This is a genomic window from Streptomyces sp. ISL-36, from assembly GCF_018614205.1.
GTDB lineage: Bacteria > Actinomycetota > Actinomycetes > Streptomycetales > Streptomycetaceae > Streptomyces.
Map to the genome: position 1 here is coordinate 41055 of NZ_JAGGOS010000043.1, position 14951 is coordinate 56005.

The 14951-nt window shown below is 72.5% G+C and carries 14 protein-coding genes; all 14 read right to left on the reverse strand.

From position 1 onward, the window contains the following. Positions 1-10: 10 nt before the first annotated feature. The 14 genes from J7E93_RS11440 to J7E93_RS11505 all read right to left on the reverse strand — a co-directional run bounded on the left by J7E93_RS11440 (position 11) and on the right by J7E93_RS11505 (position 14879). A complete protein-coding gene (locus J7E93_RS11440; RefSeq protein ID WP_215068082.1) occupies positions 11-1225 on the reverse strand; it encodes a cytochrome P450 in 1215 nt (404 codons plus the stop codon). A 95-nt stretch (positions 1226-1320) separates the two neighbouring features. Then, entirely contained in the window at positions 1321-1980 is a 660-nt protein-coding gene (locus tag J7E93_RS11445) for a response regulator transcription factor (RefSeq protein WP_215068084.1), read from the reverse strand. Continuing rightward, a complete protein-coding gene (locus J7E93_RS11450; RefSeq protein ID WP_215068086.1) occupies positions 1977-3302 on the reverse strand; it encodes a sensor histidine kinase in 1326 nt (441 codons plus the stop codon). Before J7E93_RS11450 ends, J7E93_RS11445 begins: the two co-directional genes overlap by 4 nt. Before the next feature lie 175 nt (positions 3303-3477). Continuing rightward, positions 3478-4347 carry an alpha/beta hydrolase gene (locus tag J7E93_RS11455; protein WP_215068088.1) on the reverse strand — a complete coding sequence of 290 codons (870 nt, stop codon included), beginning with the start codon at positions 4345-4347 and terminating at the stop codon, positions 3478-3480. Between the two features lie 108 nt (positions 4348-4455). Beyond that, on the reverse strand, positions 4456-5655 hold the full coding sequence (kynU, locus tag J7E93_RS11460) for a kynureninase (RefSeq protein WP_215068090.1): 1200 nt from the start codon (positions 5653-5655) through the stop codon (positions 4456-4458). After that, positions 5648-6496 (reverse strand): tryptophan 2,3-dioxygenase, encoded by an 849-nt coding sequence (locus J7E93_RS11465; RefSeq protein ID WP_215068092.1) that lies wholly within the window; start codon positions 6494-6496, stop codon positions 5648-5650. The genes kynU and J7E93_RS11465 overlap by 8 nt, the downstream gene beginning before the upstream one ends. A gap of 107 nt (positions 6497-6603) precedes the next feature. After that, positions 6604-7407, reverse strand: a complete 804-nt coding sequence (locus J7E93_RS11470) for a DUF3152 domain-containing protein (protein ID WP_308368346.1) — start codon at positions 7405-7407, stop codon at positions 6604-6606. Between the two features lie 354 nt (positions 7408-7761). Beyond that, the gene (locus J7E93_RS11475; RefSeq protein WP_215068096.1) at positions 7762-8175 is read right to left on the reverse strand and encodes a DUF3151 domain-containing protein; all 414 of its coding nucleotides are present in this window, start codon (positions 8173-8175) and stop codon (positions 7762-7764) included. Between the two features lie 25 nt (positions 8176-8200). Next, the gene (locus J7E93_RS11480) at positions 8201-9691 is read right to left on the reverse strand and encodes an MFS transporter (RefSeq protein WP_215068098.1); all 1491 of its coding nucleotides are present in this window, start codon (positions 9689-9691) and stop codon (positions 8201-8203) included. A gap of 260 nt (positions 9692-9951) precedes the next feature. Continuing rightward, a complete protein-coding gene (locus J7E93_RS11485) occupies positions 9952-11118 on the reverse strand; it encodes a MalY/PatB family protein (protein ID WP_308368349.1) in 1167 nt (388 codons plus the stop codon). A gap of 76 nt (positions 11119-11194) precedes the next feature. Then, positions 11195-12217 carry a class II fructose-bisphosphate aldolase gene (gene fbaA / locus J7E93_RS11490; protein ID WP_215068103.1) on the reverse strand — a complete coding sequence of 341 codons (1023 nt, stop codon included), beginning with the start codon at positions 12215-12217 and terminating at the stop codon, positions 11195-11197. Between the two features lie 215 nt (positions 12218-12432). Further along, on the reverse strand, positions 12433-12981 hold the full coding sequence (gene pyrE, locus J7E93_RS11495) for an orotate phosphoribosyltransferase (protein WP_215068105.1): 549 nt from the start codon (positions 12979-12981) through the stop codon (positions 12433-12435). 24 nt (positions 12982-13005) lie between these two features. Beyond that, positions 13006-13797 (reverse strand): aldose 1-epimerase, encoded by a 792-nt coding sequence (locus tag J7E93_RS11500; protein ID WP_215068107.1) that lies wholly within the window; start codon positions 13795-13797, stop codon positions 13006-13008. Between the two features lie 20 nt (positions 13798-13817). Beyond that, the gene (locus J7E93_RS11505; protein ID WP_215068108.1) at positions 13818-14879 is read right to left on the reverse strand and encodes an SRPBCC domain-containing protein; all 1062 of its coding nucleotides are present in this window, start codon (positions 14877-14879) and stop codon (positions 13818-13820) included. Positions 14880-14951: the final 72 nt, after the last annotated feature.

Here is a 14951-nt window from a genome sequence, read left to right on the forward strand (position 1 = left end):
CGGGGGAAGGTCACACCTCCACCAGCAGCTCATGGAAGCCGCGGATCACGTACCCCGGCTTCCACCGCGGCTCCGCCGCGAGCCGCAGCGCCGGGGCCCGGCGGAGCAACTCGCCGAACAGCGCCGTCAGTTCGAGCCGGGCCAGCGGCGCTCCCAGGCAGTAGTGGATACCTGCGCCGAAGGTGATGTGCGGGTTGTCGGCGCGGGCCAGGTCCAGCGTGTCGGCCGTGTCGCCGAAGCGGGCGGGGTCGCGGTTGGCCGAGCCGAAGAGGAGGGCGACCTCCGAGCCTCGCGGGATCACCCGGTCGCCGATCTCGATGTCGTCGAGGACCCAGCGCTCGAACATCTGCAGCGGGGTGTCGTAGCGCAGAAGTTCTTCCACAGCTGTGGACAACATTCCGTCCGCAGGGCCGGGTGCCGCCCGCAGCGCCGCCAGCTGCTCCGGATGCGTCAGCAGCGTCCACCAGCCGTTGACGGTCGTGTTCACCGTCGCCTCGTGCCCCGCGTTCAGCAGCAGCACGCAGGTGGAGATCATCTCCTGCTCGGTGAGCTCCTCCACACCGATGAGTCCCGAGATCAGATCGTCCCCCGGGTCCTTGCGCCGCCGCTCGATCAGCTCCCGCAGATAGTCCGAGAACTCGATCGAGGCCCGGACCGCCCGCCGCGCCGACTCCTCGGAGGGGTTCAGCTCGAACATCCCGCAGATGTCGGCCGACCAGGGCCGCAGCCGCCCCCGCTCCTCGTCCTCCTCCGGGATGCCCAGCATCTCCGCGATCACGGCTACCGGCAGGGGTTCCGCCACCTCCGCGAGCAGGTCCCCGCCGCCCCGGGCGACGAGACCGCCCACGAGCTCCCCGGCGAGCCGCTCCACCGTCGGCGCCAGGTTCTCCACCGTCCTCGGCGTGAACGCCTTCGAGACCAGCCGCCGGATCCGTGTGTGGTCGTGGGCCTCCAGGTCCAGCAGACCGTGGTCGTTGAGGGTGTGGAACGGCTCGTGGGCGGCGGACGGCGCCTCGCGGCCGAACTCCTCGTGGGTGAAGCGGTGCGTGTACGTACGGCCGAGGCGCCGGTCCCGCAGCAGCGCCGACACGTCCTCGTAGTGCGGGATCAGCCACTGCTTCGTGGGCGCGTACCAGTGGGCGCGCCCCGTCGCTCGCAGCTCGGCGTAGGCGGGATACGGGTCGGCGACGAATTCCGGGGACCAGGGGGCGAAGGGAACGTCCATGACCGGACGCTACCCGCCCTGCCCGCCGCCCGCCCCTGCCGGGTTGCCCCGCCGACGGGCGCCGCCGTGCGGCCCCGCACCACCCCCGACCCGCTCTACCCTCCGACCTGCACCAGCCGCGCCTCGTACGCGAAGACCGCCGCCTGCGTCCGGTCCCGCAGCCCCAGCTTCACCAGGATCCGGCTCACATGGGTCTTGATCGTCGACTCGGCCACGACCAGATGGTCCGCGATCTCCGCGTTCGACAGGCCCTGCGCGATCAGCACGAGCACCTCCGTCTCCCGCTCGGTCAACTCCCCCACCTGCGACAACGCCGGCGGCCGCGGTGTCTCCGCCGCCTTCGCGAACTCGGTGATCAGCCGCTTCGTCACGGTCGGCGCGAGCAGCGCCTCGCCGGCCGCCACCACCCGCACCCCCTCCGCGAGCTGGCGCGCCGAGGCGTCCTTCAGCAGAAAGCCCGAGGCCCCGGCGCGCAGCGCCTGGTACACGTACTCGTCGAGGTCGAAGGTGGTCAGGACCAGCACCTTCGCGTCCGCGTCCGCGGCCACGATCTCGCGGGTCGCGTCGATGCCGTTCAGTTCCGGCATCCGGATGTCCATCAGGACCACGTCCGGGTGGAGCGCCGCGACCTGGGCGACCGCCTCGCGGCCGTTGACCGCCTCGCCGACGACCTCGATGTCCGGCATCGCGCCCAGCAGGACCGAGAAGCCCTCGCGGACCATCATCTGGTCGTCGACGATCAGCACACGGATCACTGCTCGGACTCCTCGCGGGTCACGGGGATGAACGCCGTCACCTCGTAGCCGCCGTCCTCGGTCGGCTCGGCCGTCATCTCTCCGTTGAGCATCGTCACACGCTCCCGCATGCCGGTGATGCCGTGCCCGGCGCCCGGCGACGCCTTCACGAGACCCCGCGCCGGACCGTTGACGATCCGCAGCCCCAGACCGCCGAGGACGTAACTGACCTCCACCTTCGCCTCGGCGCCCGGCGCGTGCCGCAGTACGTTGCTCAGCGCCTCCTGGATGATCCGGTACGCCGAGAGTTCGACGCCCTGCGGCAGCTCCCGCACCGCGCCGGTCACCGTCTTCGTGACGTCGAGGCCGGCCTCGCGCACGTTGGCGACCAGCCGCTCCAGGTCGGCGAGGGTGGGCTGCGGGGCGTCGGGCGCCTCGTAGTCCTCCGCCCGTACGACGCCGAGGACGCGCCGCAGCTCGGTCAGGGCCGCCACCGCGTTCTCACGGATGGTGACGAACGCCTGCTCCAGCTCCGGCGGCGGGTTCTCCACCCGATACGGGGCGGCCTCCGCCTGGATCGCGACCACCGACATGTGGTGGGCGACCACGTCGTGCAGTTCGCGGGCGATGGTGGTGCGCTCCTCCAGAAGGGTGCGGCGGGAGCGCTCCTGGGCCGTGACGGTCTGCTGGGCGGTGACGGTCTGCTCCGCCTCGCGACGGACCTGCAGCACGGTCACGACGAGCAGGGCGAGGGCCGCTATGAAGAGGAGTTGCGGGGCGTCGGTTCCGTAGCCGCGGGTGAGGAAGAACTCGGCGAAGATCGCGTATCCGGCGGTCAGCAGCCACATCCAGCCCGCGGCACGGGGCCGGGTGCGGGCGGCGACGACCGTGAGGACGAGGAGGTGCGCGGCGAAGGAGTTCGGCGCCCAGGGCCAGCCGTCCCCGTGGCTGCCCATGAAGCCGAGGAACGGCGTGGAGGCCAGCGAGGCCCAGAAGGCGAGCACCGGGCGGACGAGGGTGAGCAGCACGATCAGCGCGGGCGCGAACGCGTACACCGCCATCACCGGAGGCGGCGACCCTTCGGCCACCGTGGCACCGATCAGGAACACGAAGAGGGCGCCGGCGGCGACCACGGCGTGCGGGGTCCACCTCGCTCCGGTGCGTATCCGCTCCGGCAGGCGGCGGGTCAGCCGCCCGTCGACCGCCATCGGCAGCAGCGGACGGTAGGCGAAGGGGTTGTGGAAGAGATCCTCGCGCAGCCCGCCGAGCGCGCCCTGGGCCAGGCGGAACTCGGGGCTTCGGCTCTTTGCGTCGTGCGTCTGGGGCTGGGTCACGTACGTCAAGGTACGGGGGGCGGGCGGACGCGGTCGTCCCCATGGATGGGGATCCTTCCGCGTCCGTCCCAGGTACTACGCGGCGCGCCCGCGGCCACCGAGGGCGATCTGTTCCGGGCCCCGAGTCTGTCGCAAGCCGAGGTCCCTGCGCTCAGCCCCTGAGCCAGGTCCCGCGCTCAGCCCTTCAGAACGCGAGCTGCGCGATCTCCTCCGCCACCACCGCGCACGCGTCCGCCGCCGGATCGATCAGCGGGAAGTGCCCGACGTCCGGCAGGAGCGTGAGGCCCACCGTCTCCCCCGCCTTCGCCGCCGCGTCCACATAGGCCTCGGCGACCGCCTGCGGGACGACCACGTCTTCCCGGCCCTGGACGACCACGGTCGCGATTCCGGTGGGCAGCAGCAGCGCGGGGTCGGCATGCCGTGCCCGTACGTCGAACTCGCCCTCTCCACCGAGCAGTTCGGTCACCGCCCCACCGCACACCCCGAGCTCGACGGCCCGGTCGAAGTGGGCGATCGGCGCCAGCGCGACCACGCCGCGCAGTGCGGGCGCGGAGGGCAGCCGCCAGGGCGCGTCGGGAGGCAGGACGTGGCGGGCGGCCGCCCACAGGGCCAGGTGACCCCCCGCGGAGTGGCCGGTGAGCACGATCCGGCGCGGGTCGGCCTGCGGGAGATGCTCGGCGACCAGCCGCGGTACGGCGTCCAGCGCGGCGGCCACGTCGTCGAAGGTCTCGGGCCACCGTCCGGCGACCGGCCCGGTCGCACCCTGCCGGGGGAGGGAACCGCCGCGCCGGTACTCGACGTTGGCGACGGCGAAGCCCCGGCGGGCGAGAAAGTCCACGAAAGGAGTCAGATGCCGCCGGTCGTACGGCGCCCGCCAGGCACCGCCGTGCAGCGCGACGACGAGCGGGGCCCGCTGCCGGCCACCGCGGGGAGCGTAGAAGTCGACGACTTGGTCGGGGTGTTCGCCGTACGCGGCGGACGCGTCCGGGGCGACGGCCGGGTGCGAGAAGGCCGATGCTTCTTCGGCTGCGTCGCGCGCGGCAGGGTCCGGCATGCTGTTCCAACCTCTCGGGGACGGGGCCGAATTGGCCTGACCTGCGGGGACGGTACCAGGAGTGGAGCCCCCGCAGATCAAGCGATCATCGGACCGCCGGCGTACCCCCTATGCTCCCCGGCCGGTGAGGACCTCGGCGAGGACCCTGGCCGCCCGCTCCGTATCGGCGAAGCCGACGTACAGCGGGGTGAAACCGAACCGCAGCACGTCGGGGCGGCGCAGATCGCCTACCACTCCGCGCCGGATCAACTCCGCCATGACGGCGGGCGCCTCCGTGCAGCGCAGGGCGACCTGGCTGCCCCGCTCGGCGTGCGCCCCGGGCGTCAGGGACTCGACCCGTCCGGCCGGCACGTACTCCCGTACGCACTCCAGGAAGAAGTCCGTCAACGCGAGGGACTTGGCGCGCACGTCCTCGATGTCCACCCCGTCCCACACGTCGAGCGCCGCTTCGAGCGCCAGCAGGGAGAGGATGTCGGGCGTGCCGACGCGGCCGCGGAGCGCGCCCGCCGCCGCCTCGTACCCCGGGGTCATCCCGAAGGGGTCGGTGTGCGAGTTCCAGCCGGGCAGCGGGGAGTCGAAAGTCGCCTGGTGGCGCTCGGCGACGTACAGGTACGCGGGCGAACCGGGGCCGCCGTTCAGGTACTTGTAGGTGCAGCCGACCGCCAGGTCGACACCGTGCGCGTCCAGTCCGACCGGCAGCGCGCCCGCGCTGTGGCACAGGTCCCAGACGGCGAGCGCGCCCGCCGCGCGGACCGCCGCCGTGATGCCGGGCAGGTCGTGCAGCCGGCCGGTGCGGTAGTCGACGTGGTTGACCAGCGCGACGGCCGTGCGCGGACCCACGGCGTCCGGCACGTCGGCGGGGGCGACCGGCACGATCCGGCGGCCGGTCATCCGGGCCGCGGACTCGGCGATGTACCCGTCCGTGGGAAAGGTCGTCGCGTCGACGAGTATCTCGTCCCGGTCGTCACCGGCCAGCCGCGCGGCGCCGACGACGGCCTTGAAGACGTTCACGCTGGTGGAGTCGGAGACCACGACCTGCCCGGGGGCGGCGCCGACGAGCGGGGCGATCCGGTCGCCGATCCGCTCCGGCGCGGTCCACCAGCCGCTCTCGTCCCAGGAACGGATGCGCAGCTCGCCCCACTCACGGGTGATGACATCGGCCATGCGGGCGGGCACATGAGCCGGCAGCGCGCCGAGCGAGTTCCCGTCGAGGTAGACGGCCTCGTCGAGGGCGAACCGCTCACGCAGCTTGGCCAGTCGGTCGTCCGCGTCCAGCCGGAGCGCTTTCTCGCGTACGGTCTCAGACATGGCTACGGGCCGTCCACAGCTCGGGGAACACGTTCTTCTGCGCCCGCTTCTCCAGCCAGGCCACGCCCGCCGAGCCGCCGGTGCCCGTCTTGGAGCCCATGGCCCGCCGGGTGGCGACGAGGTGGTCGTTGCGCCAGCGCCAGACCAGCTCGGCGACATCGCTCAACGCCTCGCCCAGGCGGACGAGTTCGCCGTTCTGGTCGGGCTCGGCGTAGATGCCGGCCCAGATCTCCTCGATCTCGGGCGAGGGCTCGTACTTCTTCGCCAGGTCCCGGTCGAGCACGGCGGCCGGTACGGGCAGACCGCGCCGGGCGAGGAGCCGCAGCACCTCGTCGTACAGGCTCGGCTCCTGGAGCGCCTTCTCCAGCTCCGCGTGGACCCGGGGCGCGCCCCGGTGCGGCACCAGCATCGACGCGGACTTCTCGCCGAGCAGGAACTCCATCCGCCGGTACATCGCCGACTGGAAGCCGGAGCCCTCACCGAGGGCGCCGCGGTAGGCGTTGAACTGCGCGGGGGTGAGCTGGGCGAGCGGCCGCCAGGAGTGGTTCAGGGCCTCCAGCTCGCGCACGGACCGCTTGAGCGCGTCCATCGCGACGGGGACGCGGTCCTCGCGCAGCGCGCGGCTCGCGGTCTCCCACTCGTGGACGATGACGGTGAACCACAGCTCCATGACCTGGGTGGTGACCAGGAAGACCATCTCGCCCGGATCGTCGGAGCGCAGGTGCTGGAGGTGGGTGAGAACGTCCGCCTGTACGTAGTCCTCGTACGGCGTCGTGCCCGCGAAGTCGAGGTTCGGGTCATCGACCGAACCGGCTCCGGAGGCATCGGGGAAGGTGGACATCGCTGTCTCCTCGATACGTACTACCGGGTAGCGGTCCGCTCCTTCCGTGTGGCAGTGGAGCCCCGGTCCCCTCGGGCCCGCGCTTCGTCACGCATGACCCAACCGCATCATGACACGATCGGACCGCTGATGTAGCTACCGTCTTCGTCATACGGATACGCGTTCGAGCGACAGCCGTTGAGTCCCTTGATCTGCTGCATCATCACGGGCGCGAGCATGCCCGGGCCGGGGCAGCCCATGTGCTGCCGGATGCCGATCTCGTGGCCGACCTCGTGGTTGATGATCAGATGCCGGTACTCGGCGGGCGTTCCGGCGAACGTCGGGGAGCCGACCATCCACCGCTTGAGGTTCACCACGACGCCGGAGGTGGTCTCGCAGTTCAGCTCGCCGTGGGTGTTGAGGCCGTTGGCGAGGCAGAGCCTGTCGGCGGTGGTGGGGGTCGCGATACGGATGACGAAGTCGGCGTTCTCCGAGACCAGCTGGAAGCGGCCGCGGCCGTGGGCGGCCCAGCCCCGGGGGTGGGCCAGTATCTGCTGGATCTCGGCGGCGGCCTGGCGGGCGGAGAGGTCGATGCCGTCCTCGACCTGGACGCGGTAACGGCGCAGGGAGCCACCGGTGCCGACGGCGTCGCCGGAGGACTGGGCCGTGGTGAACGTCCCGGCGCCGGAGGCGGGGACGGTGGTCTTCTTCGGGGTGGGCTTCGACGTGGGCCTCGGCGGCTTCGGCGTCGGCTTCGGCCTGGGTGTCGTGGCACTGGGGCTGGGGGCGGGGGCCACGGTGACCGGATCGGCCGTGGGGACCGCCGCTTCGGCGGAACCGGTGTCCCCGCCGCCGTGGAAGTGGGCGAGGGCGGCGCCGCCACCGAGGGAGAGCGCGATCAGCGCGAGCACCGGCAGTGCGAGGCGGGCCACGGGACGCCGTCGGGACCGGCCCCTTCCGCGTCGACGGCTCTGCGGTCGGCGCCGTCCTGTGGGTGCGGCGGCACGCTTGCCCAAGACAGACTTCTCCCCTGCGTCGGCCGGTGTGGGGGGAGAGGGTGGGGCCTCTGTGCCGGCGGATTCGATACAACAAACGGTCCGGAGGATCGTAACCGCCGCTTCGAACGCCCTCGAACACCCGCCGAACTATGACCGGTTTCCACCCCCGGGAGCCGTCGCGCCCCGGGGAGTGGAACCGCGTGCCGACCGTGTCGGCGCGGCGTGGCGGCCGGGCGTCTGCCGACCGCGTGCCGGTCGTGCGTGAGCCGACCGCATGCCGGTCGTGCGTCAGCCGAGGGTCTGCGCGGCCGTCTCGGAGGAGTCGCGCAGGAACGTCGAGCAGCGCTCGTACTCGTCCTTCTCGCCGATGTCCCCCGCCGCCCGCGCCAGCGCGTGCAGCGCCCGCAGGAAGCCCCGGTTCGGCTCGTGCTCCCACGGCACCGGGCCGTGGCCCTTCCAGCCGCTGCGGCGCAGCGCGTCCAGGCCGCGGTGGTAGCCGGTACGGGCGTAGGCGTACGACTCGATGACCCGGCCGCCCTCGTACGCCTCGTCGGCGAGCTGGGCCCAGGCCAGCGAGGAGGTCGGGTACTTCGCGGCGACGTTCGCCGGCGCCGTGCCGTTGGCGAGCAGCTCACGCGGCTCGGGATCGTCGGGGAGGTGGGTGGGGGGCGGTCCCCCCAGCAGGTTCTCGTGGATGGCCATGGGGCCAGTCTGCCTCAGCGGCGACTCACCGATCGCCCGGGCCGGGCGGGTGGATCCCCTCCGGCCGGCCGGCGAGCCGGTCCCGCTCGCCGGGGTCCAGCGGCGGCGACGTCACCCCGCAGTGCACCCGGCACCCGGGATGGCAGGACGCCGGCGTGGCCTGCGCCCGTACCGTCGCCCAGGCGAGGACCGCGCCCGCGACCAGCAGGCCCGCACACATCGGCATCGCCCGCCGGAACGTCTCCCCGAACTCGCCCGCCGACCGGTACGCCTCCGGCCCCATCCCCGCCAGCATCGGCAGCGCCGCCACCGCGAGGAGCCCGGCCGCCCGCGCCGCCGCGTTGTTGATCCCGCTCGCCAGCCCCGCCCTGGACACCTCCACCGACGCCAGCACGGTCGAGGTCAGCGGCGCGACCAGAGCCGTCATCCCCAGACCCAGCACGAGCAGCGCCGGCAGCACATCCCGTACGTACGAGGCGTTCTCCTCCACCCGCAGCATCAGCAGCATCCCGGCGGCGCACAGCAGTGGCCCCACGGTCAGCGGGATCCGCGGTCCGATCCGCTCCCCCAGCTCTCCCGCCCGGGCCGACAGCAGCAGCATCAGCCCCGTCGTGGGCAGCAGCGCCGTTCCCGCGCCCAGCGCCGAGTAGCCGGAGACCACCTGGAGCTGGAGCGCGGCAAGGAAGAAGAAACCGCTGAACGCCGCGTACACGCAGAGGGTGACCAGGTTGACCGCCGTGAACTGCCGGGACGCGAAGATCGACGGCGGCATCATGGCGCCCGCCCGCCGACGCCGCTCCACGGCGACGAACCCCGCGCCGACCAGGATCCCCAGCGCCCCCGCCCACCACGCCTCCCCGATCAGCGCATAGGTGACGAGCGCGAGCGCCGCCGCCCCGAGCACGGCGCCGAGGACGTCGAACCGGCCGTGGGCGGCCTCGTCCCGCGACTCCGGGACGTGCCACAGCGCCACCGGCACGCACAGCAGGGCCAGCGGCACGTTCAGCCAGAACACCCAGCGCCAGCCGGGCCCGTCGACCAGCCAGCCGCCGACGAACGGCCCGATCGCCGCGCCGACCCCGCCGAACCCGGACCACAGACCGACGGCCCTGGCCCGGTCGTCCGGATGGAAGCTCGCCTGGATCAGCGCGAGCGACCCCGGGGTGAGCAGCGCACCGCCGACGCCCTGGAGCGCGCGGGCTGCGATCAGGACACCGGCGTTCGGCGCGAGCCCGCACAGCAGCGACGCGGCGGCGAACCACACCACCCCGACCACGAACACCCGCCGCCGCCCGTAGCGGTCGCCCAGCGCCCCGCCGAGCAGGATGAGACCGGCCAGGGTGAGCATGTAGCCGTTGACGGTCCACTGAAGGGCGGCCAGGTCGGCTCCGAGGTCCTCCCCGATGTGGGGCAGGGCGACGTTGACGACGGTGGAGTCCAGCAGCGCCATCCCGGAACCGAGGACGGTGGTGAACAGGATCCACCGCCCCGTCCCCGAGGCGAGCCTGATGTCCATGCCTGCCATCGTCCCCGCCGAACGCCCCCGTGCACACGCGAAGCGCTACCGGAACCGGCCGGGCGGGACCGGGCGGGCGTCACCGGGCGTGCGGGACCGGGCGTACGGGACCGGGTGTCACCGGGCGTACGGGGCCGGGCGTCACCGGCCGGGCGTCACCGGGCGTACGGGGCCGGGCGTCACCGGCCGGGCGTCAGTCGGGAACGGGCGTGCGCCGAGCCCGGCCGTTCGCTCGGGCCGGGCGGGACCGGGCGGGACCGTCAGGTCGTCCGGAGTCTGCCGGCCGCCCGCACCAGCGCCTCCACGCCCCGTTCCGCCTTCTTCCGGGGACATCCGACGTTCAGCCGGACGAACCCCGGCGAGCCGTACACCCCGCCCGGCATGATCGCGACCTTCTCGGTCTCCACCAGCTCCCGCTGGAGCGCCGCCTCGTCGATGCCCAGCGGCCGCAGGTCGATCCAGGCGAGATAACCGGCCTGCGGAGGCGTCCACTCGACGCCCGGAAGGCCGTCGGCCAACCGCTCCGCCAGCAGCCGCATCGTCCCCGCCACATACGCCCGCAGCTCGTCCAGCCACGGCCCGCCCTGCCGGTACGCGGTGATGTGCGCGGTCAGCGAGAGCACCGCAGGAGAGGCGAGGCCCTCACCCGTCTCCATCCGCCGGACGAACGTCTCGCGCTCGTCGGGGTCGCCGATGATCCCGTACGAGCCGGTGAGCGCCGGGAAGTTGAAGGACTTCGTGCCCGACGTGATCAGCGCCCACTGCCGGCCGCGCCCCGTCCCGGCGAAACGGCTGAACGGCAGATGGCGGTGGCCGTCCGTCACCAGGTCGGCGTGGATCTCGTCGCTGACGACCGCGACACCGTGGCGCTCGGCCAGCCGGGCGAACTCCGCCAGCTCGTCCTCCCGCCAGACCCGGCCCGTGGGATTGTGCGGCGAGCAGAGCAGCAGCATCGCCGCGTCCGGACGCGCCAGCTCCGCCTCCAGCGCCTCGGTGTCCCCGATCGGCACGCCGCGCAGCTCCCGCCCCAGGCCGGTGACGGCCTTGCGGAAGCCGTCGTACGTCGGGGTGTGCACGACCACCCCGTCGCCGGGCTCCGTCCACATCTGGAGCAGCTGCGAGAGCTGGCTCAGCACCGAGGGGGCGTACACCAGGGCCGAGACGTCGAGCGCGGTGTCGTGCCGGGTTGCGTACCAGTGCCGTATCGCCTCCCGGAACTCTCCGAGCCGCCAGTCCGTGTAGCCGAACACGCCGTGCTCCACGCGCTCGCGGAGCGCGGCCAGGACCTCCGGCGGGGAGGCGATGTCCATGTCGGAGATGGTGAAGGGCAACAGATCACCGACGCCGAAGCGGTCCGCGATGTCGTCCCACTGGACCGACCAGGTGCCGCGCCGGTCGGTCTCCCGGTCGAAGTCGTACGTCGTCACTCGCAGCCTCCAGACATTCGAAGGGCCCGGCACCATCGCGATGGCGATGGTGCCGGGCCCGTTCCGCGAAACGCGCTTACTTCAGCTTCGTACCGGTCGAGCGCAGCGCCGCGCACGCCTCGGTCACACGCGTGGCCATGCCCGCCTCGGCCAGCTTGCCCCAGGTGCGCGGGTCGTAGGTCGACTTCTTGCCGACCTCGCCGTCGACCTTGAGGACGCCGTCGTAGTTCTTGAACATGTGGTCGGCGACCGGACGCGTGAAGGCGTACTGGGTGTCGGTGTCCAGGTTCATCTTCACGACGCCGTTCTCCAGCGCGGTGGCGATCTCCTCGGCCGTGGAGCCGGAGCCGCCGTGGAAGACGAAGTCGAACGGGGAGGCCTTGCCGAACTTCTCGGCGACGCCCGCCTGCAGGTCCTTCAGCAGCTCGGGACGGAGCACGACGTTGCCCGGCTTGTAGACGCCGTGCACGTTGCCGAAGGAGGCGGCCAGCAGGTAACGGCCCTTCTCGCCCAGGCCCAGGGCCTCGGCGGTACGGATCGCGTCGTCGACGGTCGTGTAGAGCTCGTCGTTGATCTCGTGGGTGACGCCGTCCTCCTCGCCGCCGGTCGGGGTGATCTCGACCTCAAGGATGATCTTGGCGGCGACGGCCTTGGCCAGCAGCTCCTGGCCGATGGCCAGGTTGTCGGCGAGGGTCTCGGCGGAGCCGTCCCACATGTGCGACTGGAACAGCGGGTTGCGACCGGCCTTGACGCGCTCGGCGGAGATGTCGAGCAGCGGGCGGACATAGCCGTCCAGCTTGTCCTTCGGGCAGTGGTCGGTGTGCAGCGCGACCGTGATGTCGTACTTGGCGGCGACGATGTGCGCGAACTCGGCCAGGGCGACAGCGCCGGTGACCATGTCCTTGCTGTACTGGCCGCCGAGGAACTCGGCGCCACCGGTCGAGATCTGGATGATGCCGTCGCTCTCGGCCTCCGCGAAGCCGCGCAGCGCAGCGTGCAAGGTCTGGGACGAGGTGACGTTGATGGCCGGGTAGGCGAACTTGCCTGCCTTCGCCCGGTCGAGCATCTCGTTGTAGACCTCGGGGGTTGCGATGGGCATTCGTCCGCTCCTTGTGATGTGCGGTGTGTGCGTGGCGTTGCTTGAACCCTGACCTGGGGCGACGTCATCGTCGGGCCCCATCTTTCCAGACTCTTCTGCGGACACCATGACGGAGGGGCGGAGCGTTTCACGTGAAGCACTCCGCCCCCCACCAAAGCCGCAGGTCACAGGCGATTCGCGAACCGCCCGGGAGCTACGTCACGACTTCGCGTCGGTCAGGCGAGACCCAGCTCGTCCAGCGCGAAGGCGTAGAGGTACGGCACGCCCGCCGTGGTGCTGATCTTTTCGCCCGCGCCCGTGGCACGGTCCACGATCGTGGCGACCGCGACGACCTCGGCACCGGCCGCCCGCGCCGCCTCGACGGCGGTCAGCGGGGAACCGCCGGTGGTGGAGGTGTCCTCGACGATCAGGACACGGCGGCCCTTGATGTCCGGGCCCTCGACCTGGCGCTGCATGCCGTGCGCCTTGGCGGCCTTGCGGACGACGAAGGCGTCCAGGCGCTTGCCCTGCGCGGCGGAGGCGTGCAGCATCGCGGTCGCGACCGGGTCGGCGCCGAGCGTCAGACCGCCCACCGCGTCGAAGTCCAGGTCGGCGGTGAGGTCGAGCATGACCTGGCCGACCAGCGGCGAGGCGGCGCCGTCCAGCGTGATCCGGCGCAGATCGACGTAGTAGTCGGCCTCCAGACCCGAGGAGAGGGTCACCTTGCCGTGCACCACGGCCTTGTCCTTGATCTGCTGGAGCAGGTCAGCGCGTACGTCAGTCATGGACACGAGCTTAAAGCCGCCCGCTCAGAGCCTGCGCCAGGCGAAGGTCGCCGTGATCTCCAGAGGGTCGATGGGCGTGACATAACGCGGCGCGGTGTTGAGACCGTTCGGCGGGCCGGACTGCGGCTCCACGCACACGGCCGCCTCCTGCTCGTCGTAGATCACCACCCAGGGGGCGCGGCTGGTCACCTTCAGCTCCAGCTGCTCCGGCCAGGTGAGGGTGACGTCGACGCCGTCGGGCATCCCGAAGCAGTCGTCCCACGGGCCGGGGGTGGGGCCGATCCTGCGGCCGGTGGGGAGGTGGTCGGCGCCGCGCTCCTCCTGCCAGTCGGCGGTGAAGTCGATGAGCACGTCCTTACCGCCGTCTCCCAGGTTCCGCTGGAACCAGGGGTGCCAGCCGGCCTGCGCCGGGAAGGAGTCGGCGTCGGCTTCGACCCCCAGCTGGAGGGTGAGCGAGTCCTCGGCGAGGGCGAAGGTCTGCGTGACCCGGCCGGTGTACGGCCAGGGCGCCGCGAGGTCGTAGGTGAAGGCGGCCTCGCGCGCGTCGGCGCGGACGGTCTTCCACGCGGTGTCACGGCCGGTTCCGTGGATGGCGTGCGGGGGCGAGTTGAGCGGCAGCTGATGGCTGGTCGCGCCGTCCTGGAAGCGCCCGTTCGCGGTGCGCCCGCACCAGGGCACCATCGGGAAGCATCCGTATCGCTCGCCCTGGCGCAGCAGCTCGGTGGAGCCGATGCGCAGGCTCTCGATCCGGCAGCCGTTGTCGGGGTTGATGGTCAACTCGGCGTCGCCCGCCGTCAGTCGCGTCTTCTTGCTCACGTCCCCGACCCTAGACGGGATCAGCGCCGACGGCGCAGGGCACGGCCGACGACGACCGCGGAGGCGAGCGCGAGCGCGGCGGCGGGAGCGATCCAGCGCAGGGTGGCGCCCGCGGTGGAGGACTCGGGTGCCGGGACGGGGGCGTACCGCCCGCGCGGCGGGGCGTGGTCGACCTCCTCGGCGCTCCGCCCGATCATGGTCCGCCGGGCGTGGGCGGCTTCGGCGGCGGGCGGCTCGGCGGGGTACTCCACCGGCGCGTCGTCGAATTCGCTGCCGGGGAAGGGGTCGATCGCGGGGTCGAGGGAGGGCGGAGGGACGGGCGTGTCGAAGACCGACGGGCGGTGAGGTTCCTCGACGCCGTCGTCGACCCCGTCGCTGTCGCTGTCGGCTTCGTCGGCTTCATCGGCTTCGTCGGCTTCGTCGACGTGGTCCCCCTGGTCGGCCTGGTCGGCCATGGCGGTGCCGGCGTCCGCGTCGAGGGCCGTCTCGTCCTTCGTCCCGGTGGCGGCGGACTCGGTCTCGCCGGTCGCCTCGGTCCCGACCCCGGTGTCCGCCTCGGCTCGGGTGTCCGCCTCGGTCCCGGCCCCGGCCCCGGCCCCGGTGTCCGCCTCGGTCCCGGCCCCGGCGTCCGTCCTGGTCTCCGGCCCGGCGTCGCCGCCGGCGAGGGAGGCGACCCCTTCCGCGAACTTCTCCAGCAGCCGCACGGCCGCCGACTCCCGCGCCTCCTCGGAGAGCTCGGTGAGACGGCCCACCGATGTCAGCGCACCGCTGAAGGCGAGGGTCGTACCGTCCGCCACGGGGGTGAGCTCGATCGCCAGGGACAGCGTGACCGACCCCTTGCCACGGACCTCGTCGCCGTTGCCCTCGACGGCGACGACACCCTCGCGATCGGTCAGCCGCAGGGCCCCCCGGTAGGTGATGGTGTGGCCGCCGACCCGGAGCCTCAGACGGCCGGAGAGGGGGCCCGCCGCCACGTCGGCGTCCTGCTGGAGACCGGGGACGCAGCGCGCCACCTGTGCGGGGTCCGTCAGCGTCTCGCGCAGGACCTCGGCCGGAACCGGAACGAACACCTCATGCTCCATGGAAGCCGAGCCTACTCAGACCCGGCCCCCGCGTCGCCTGTTTGTGCGCCTCCGGCCACCTCGACCCCCCGA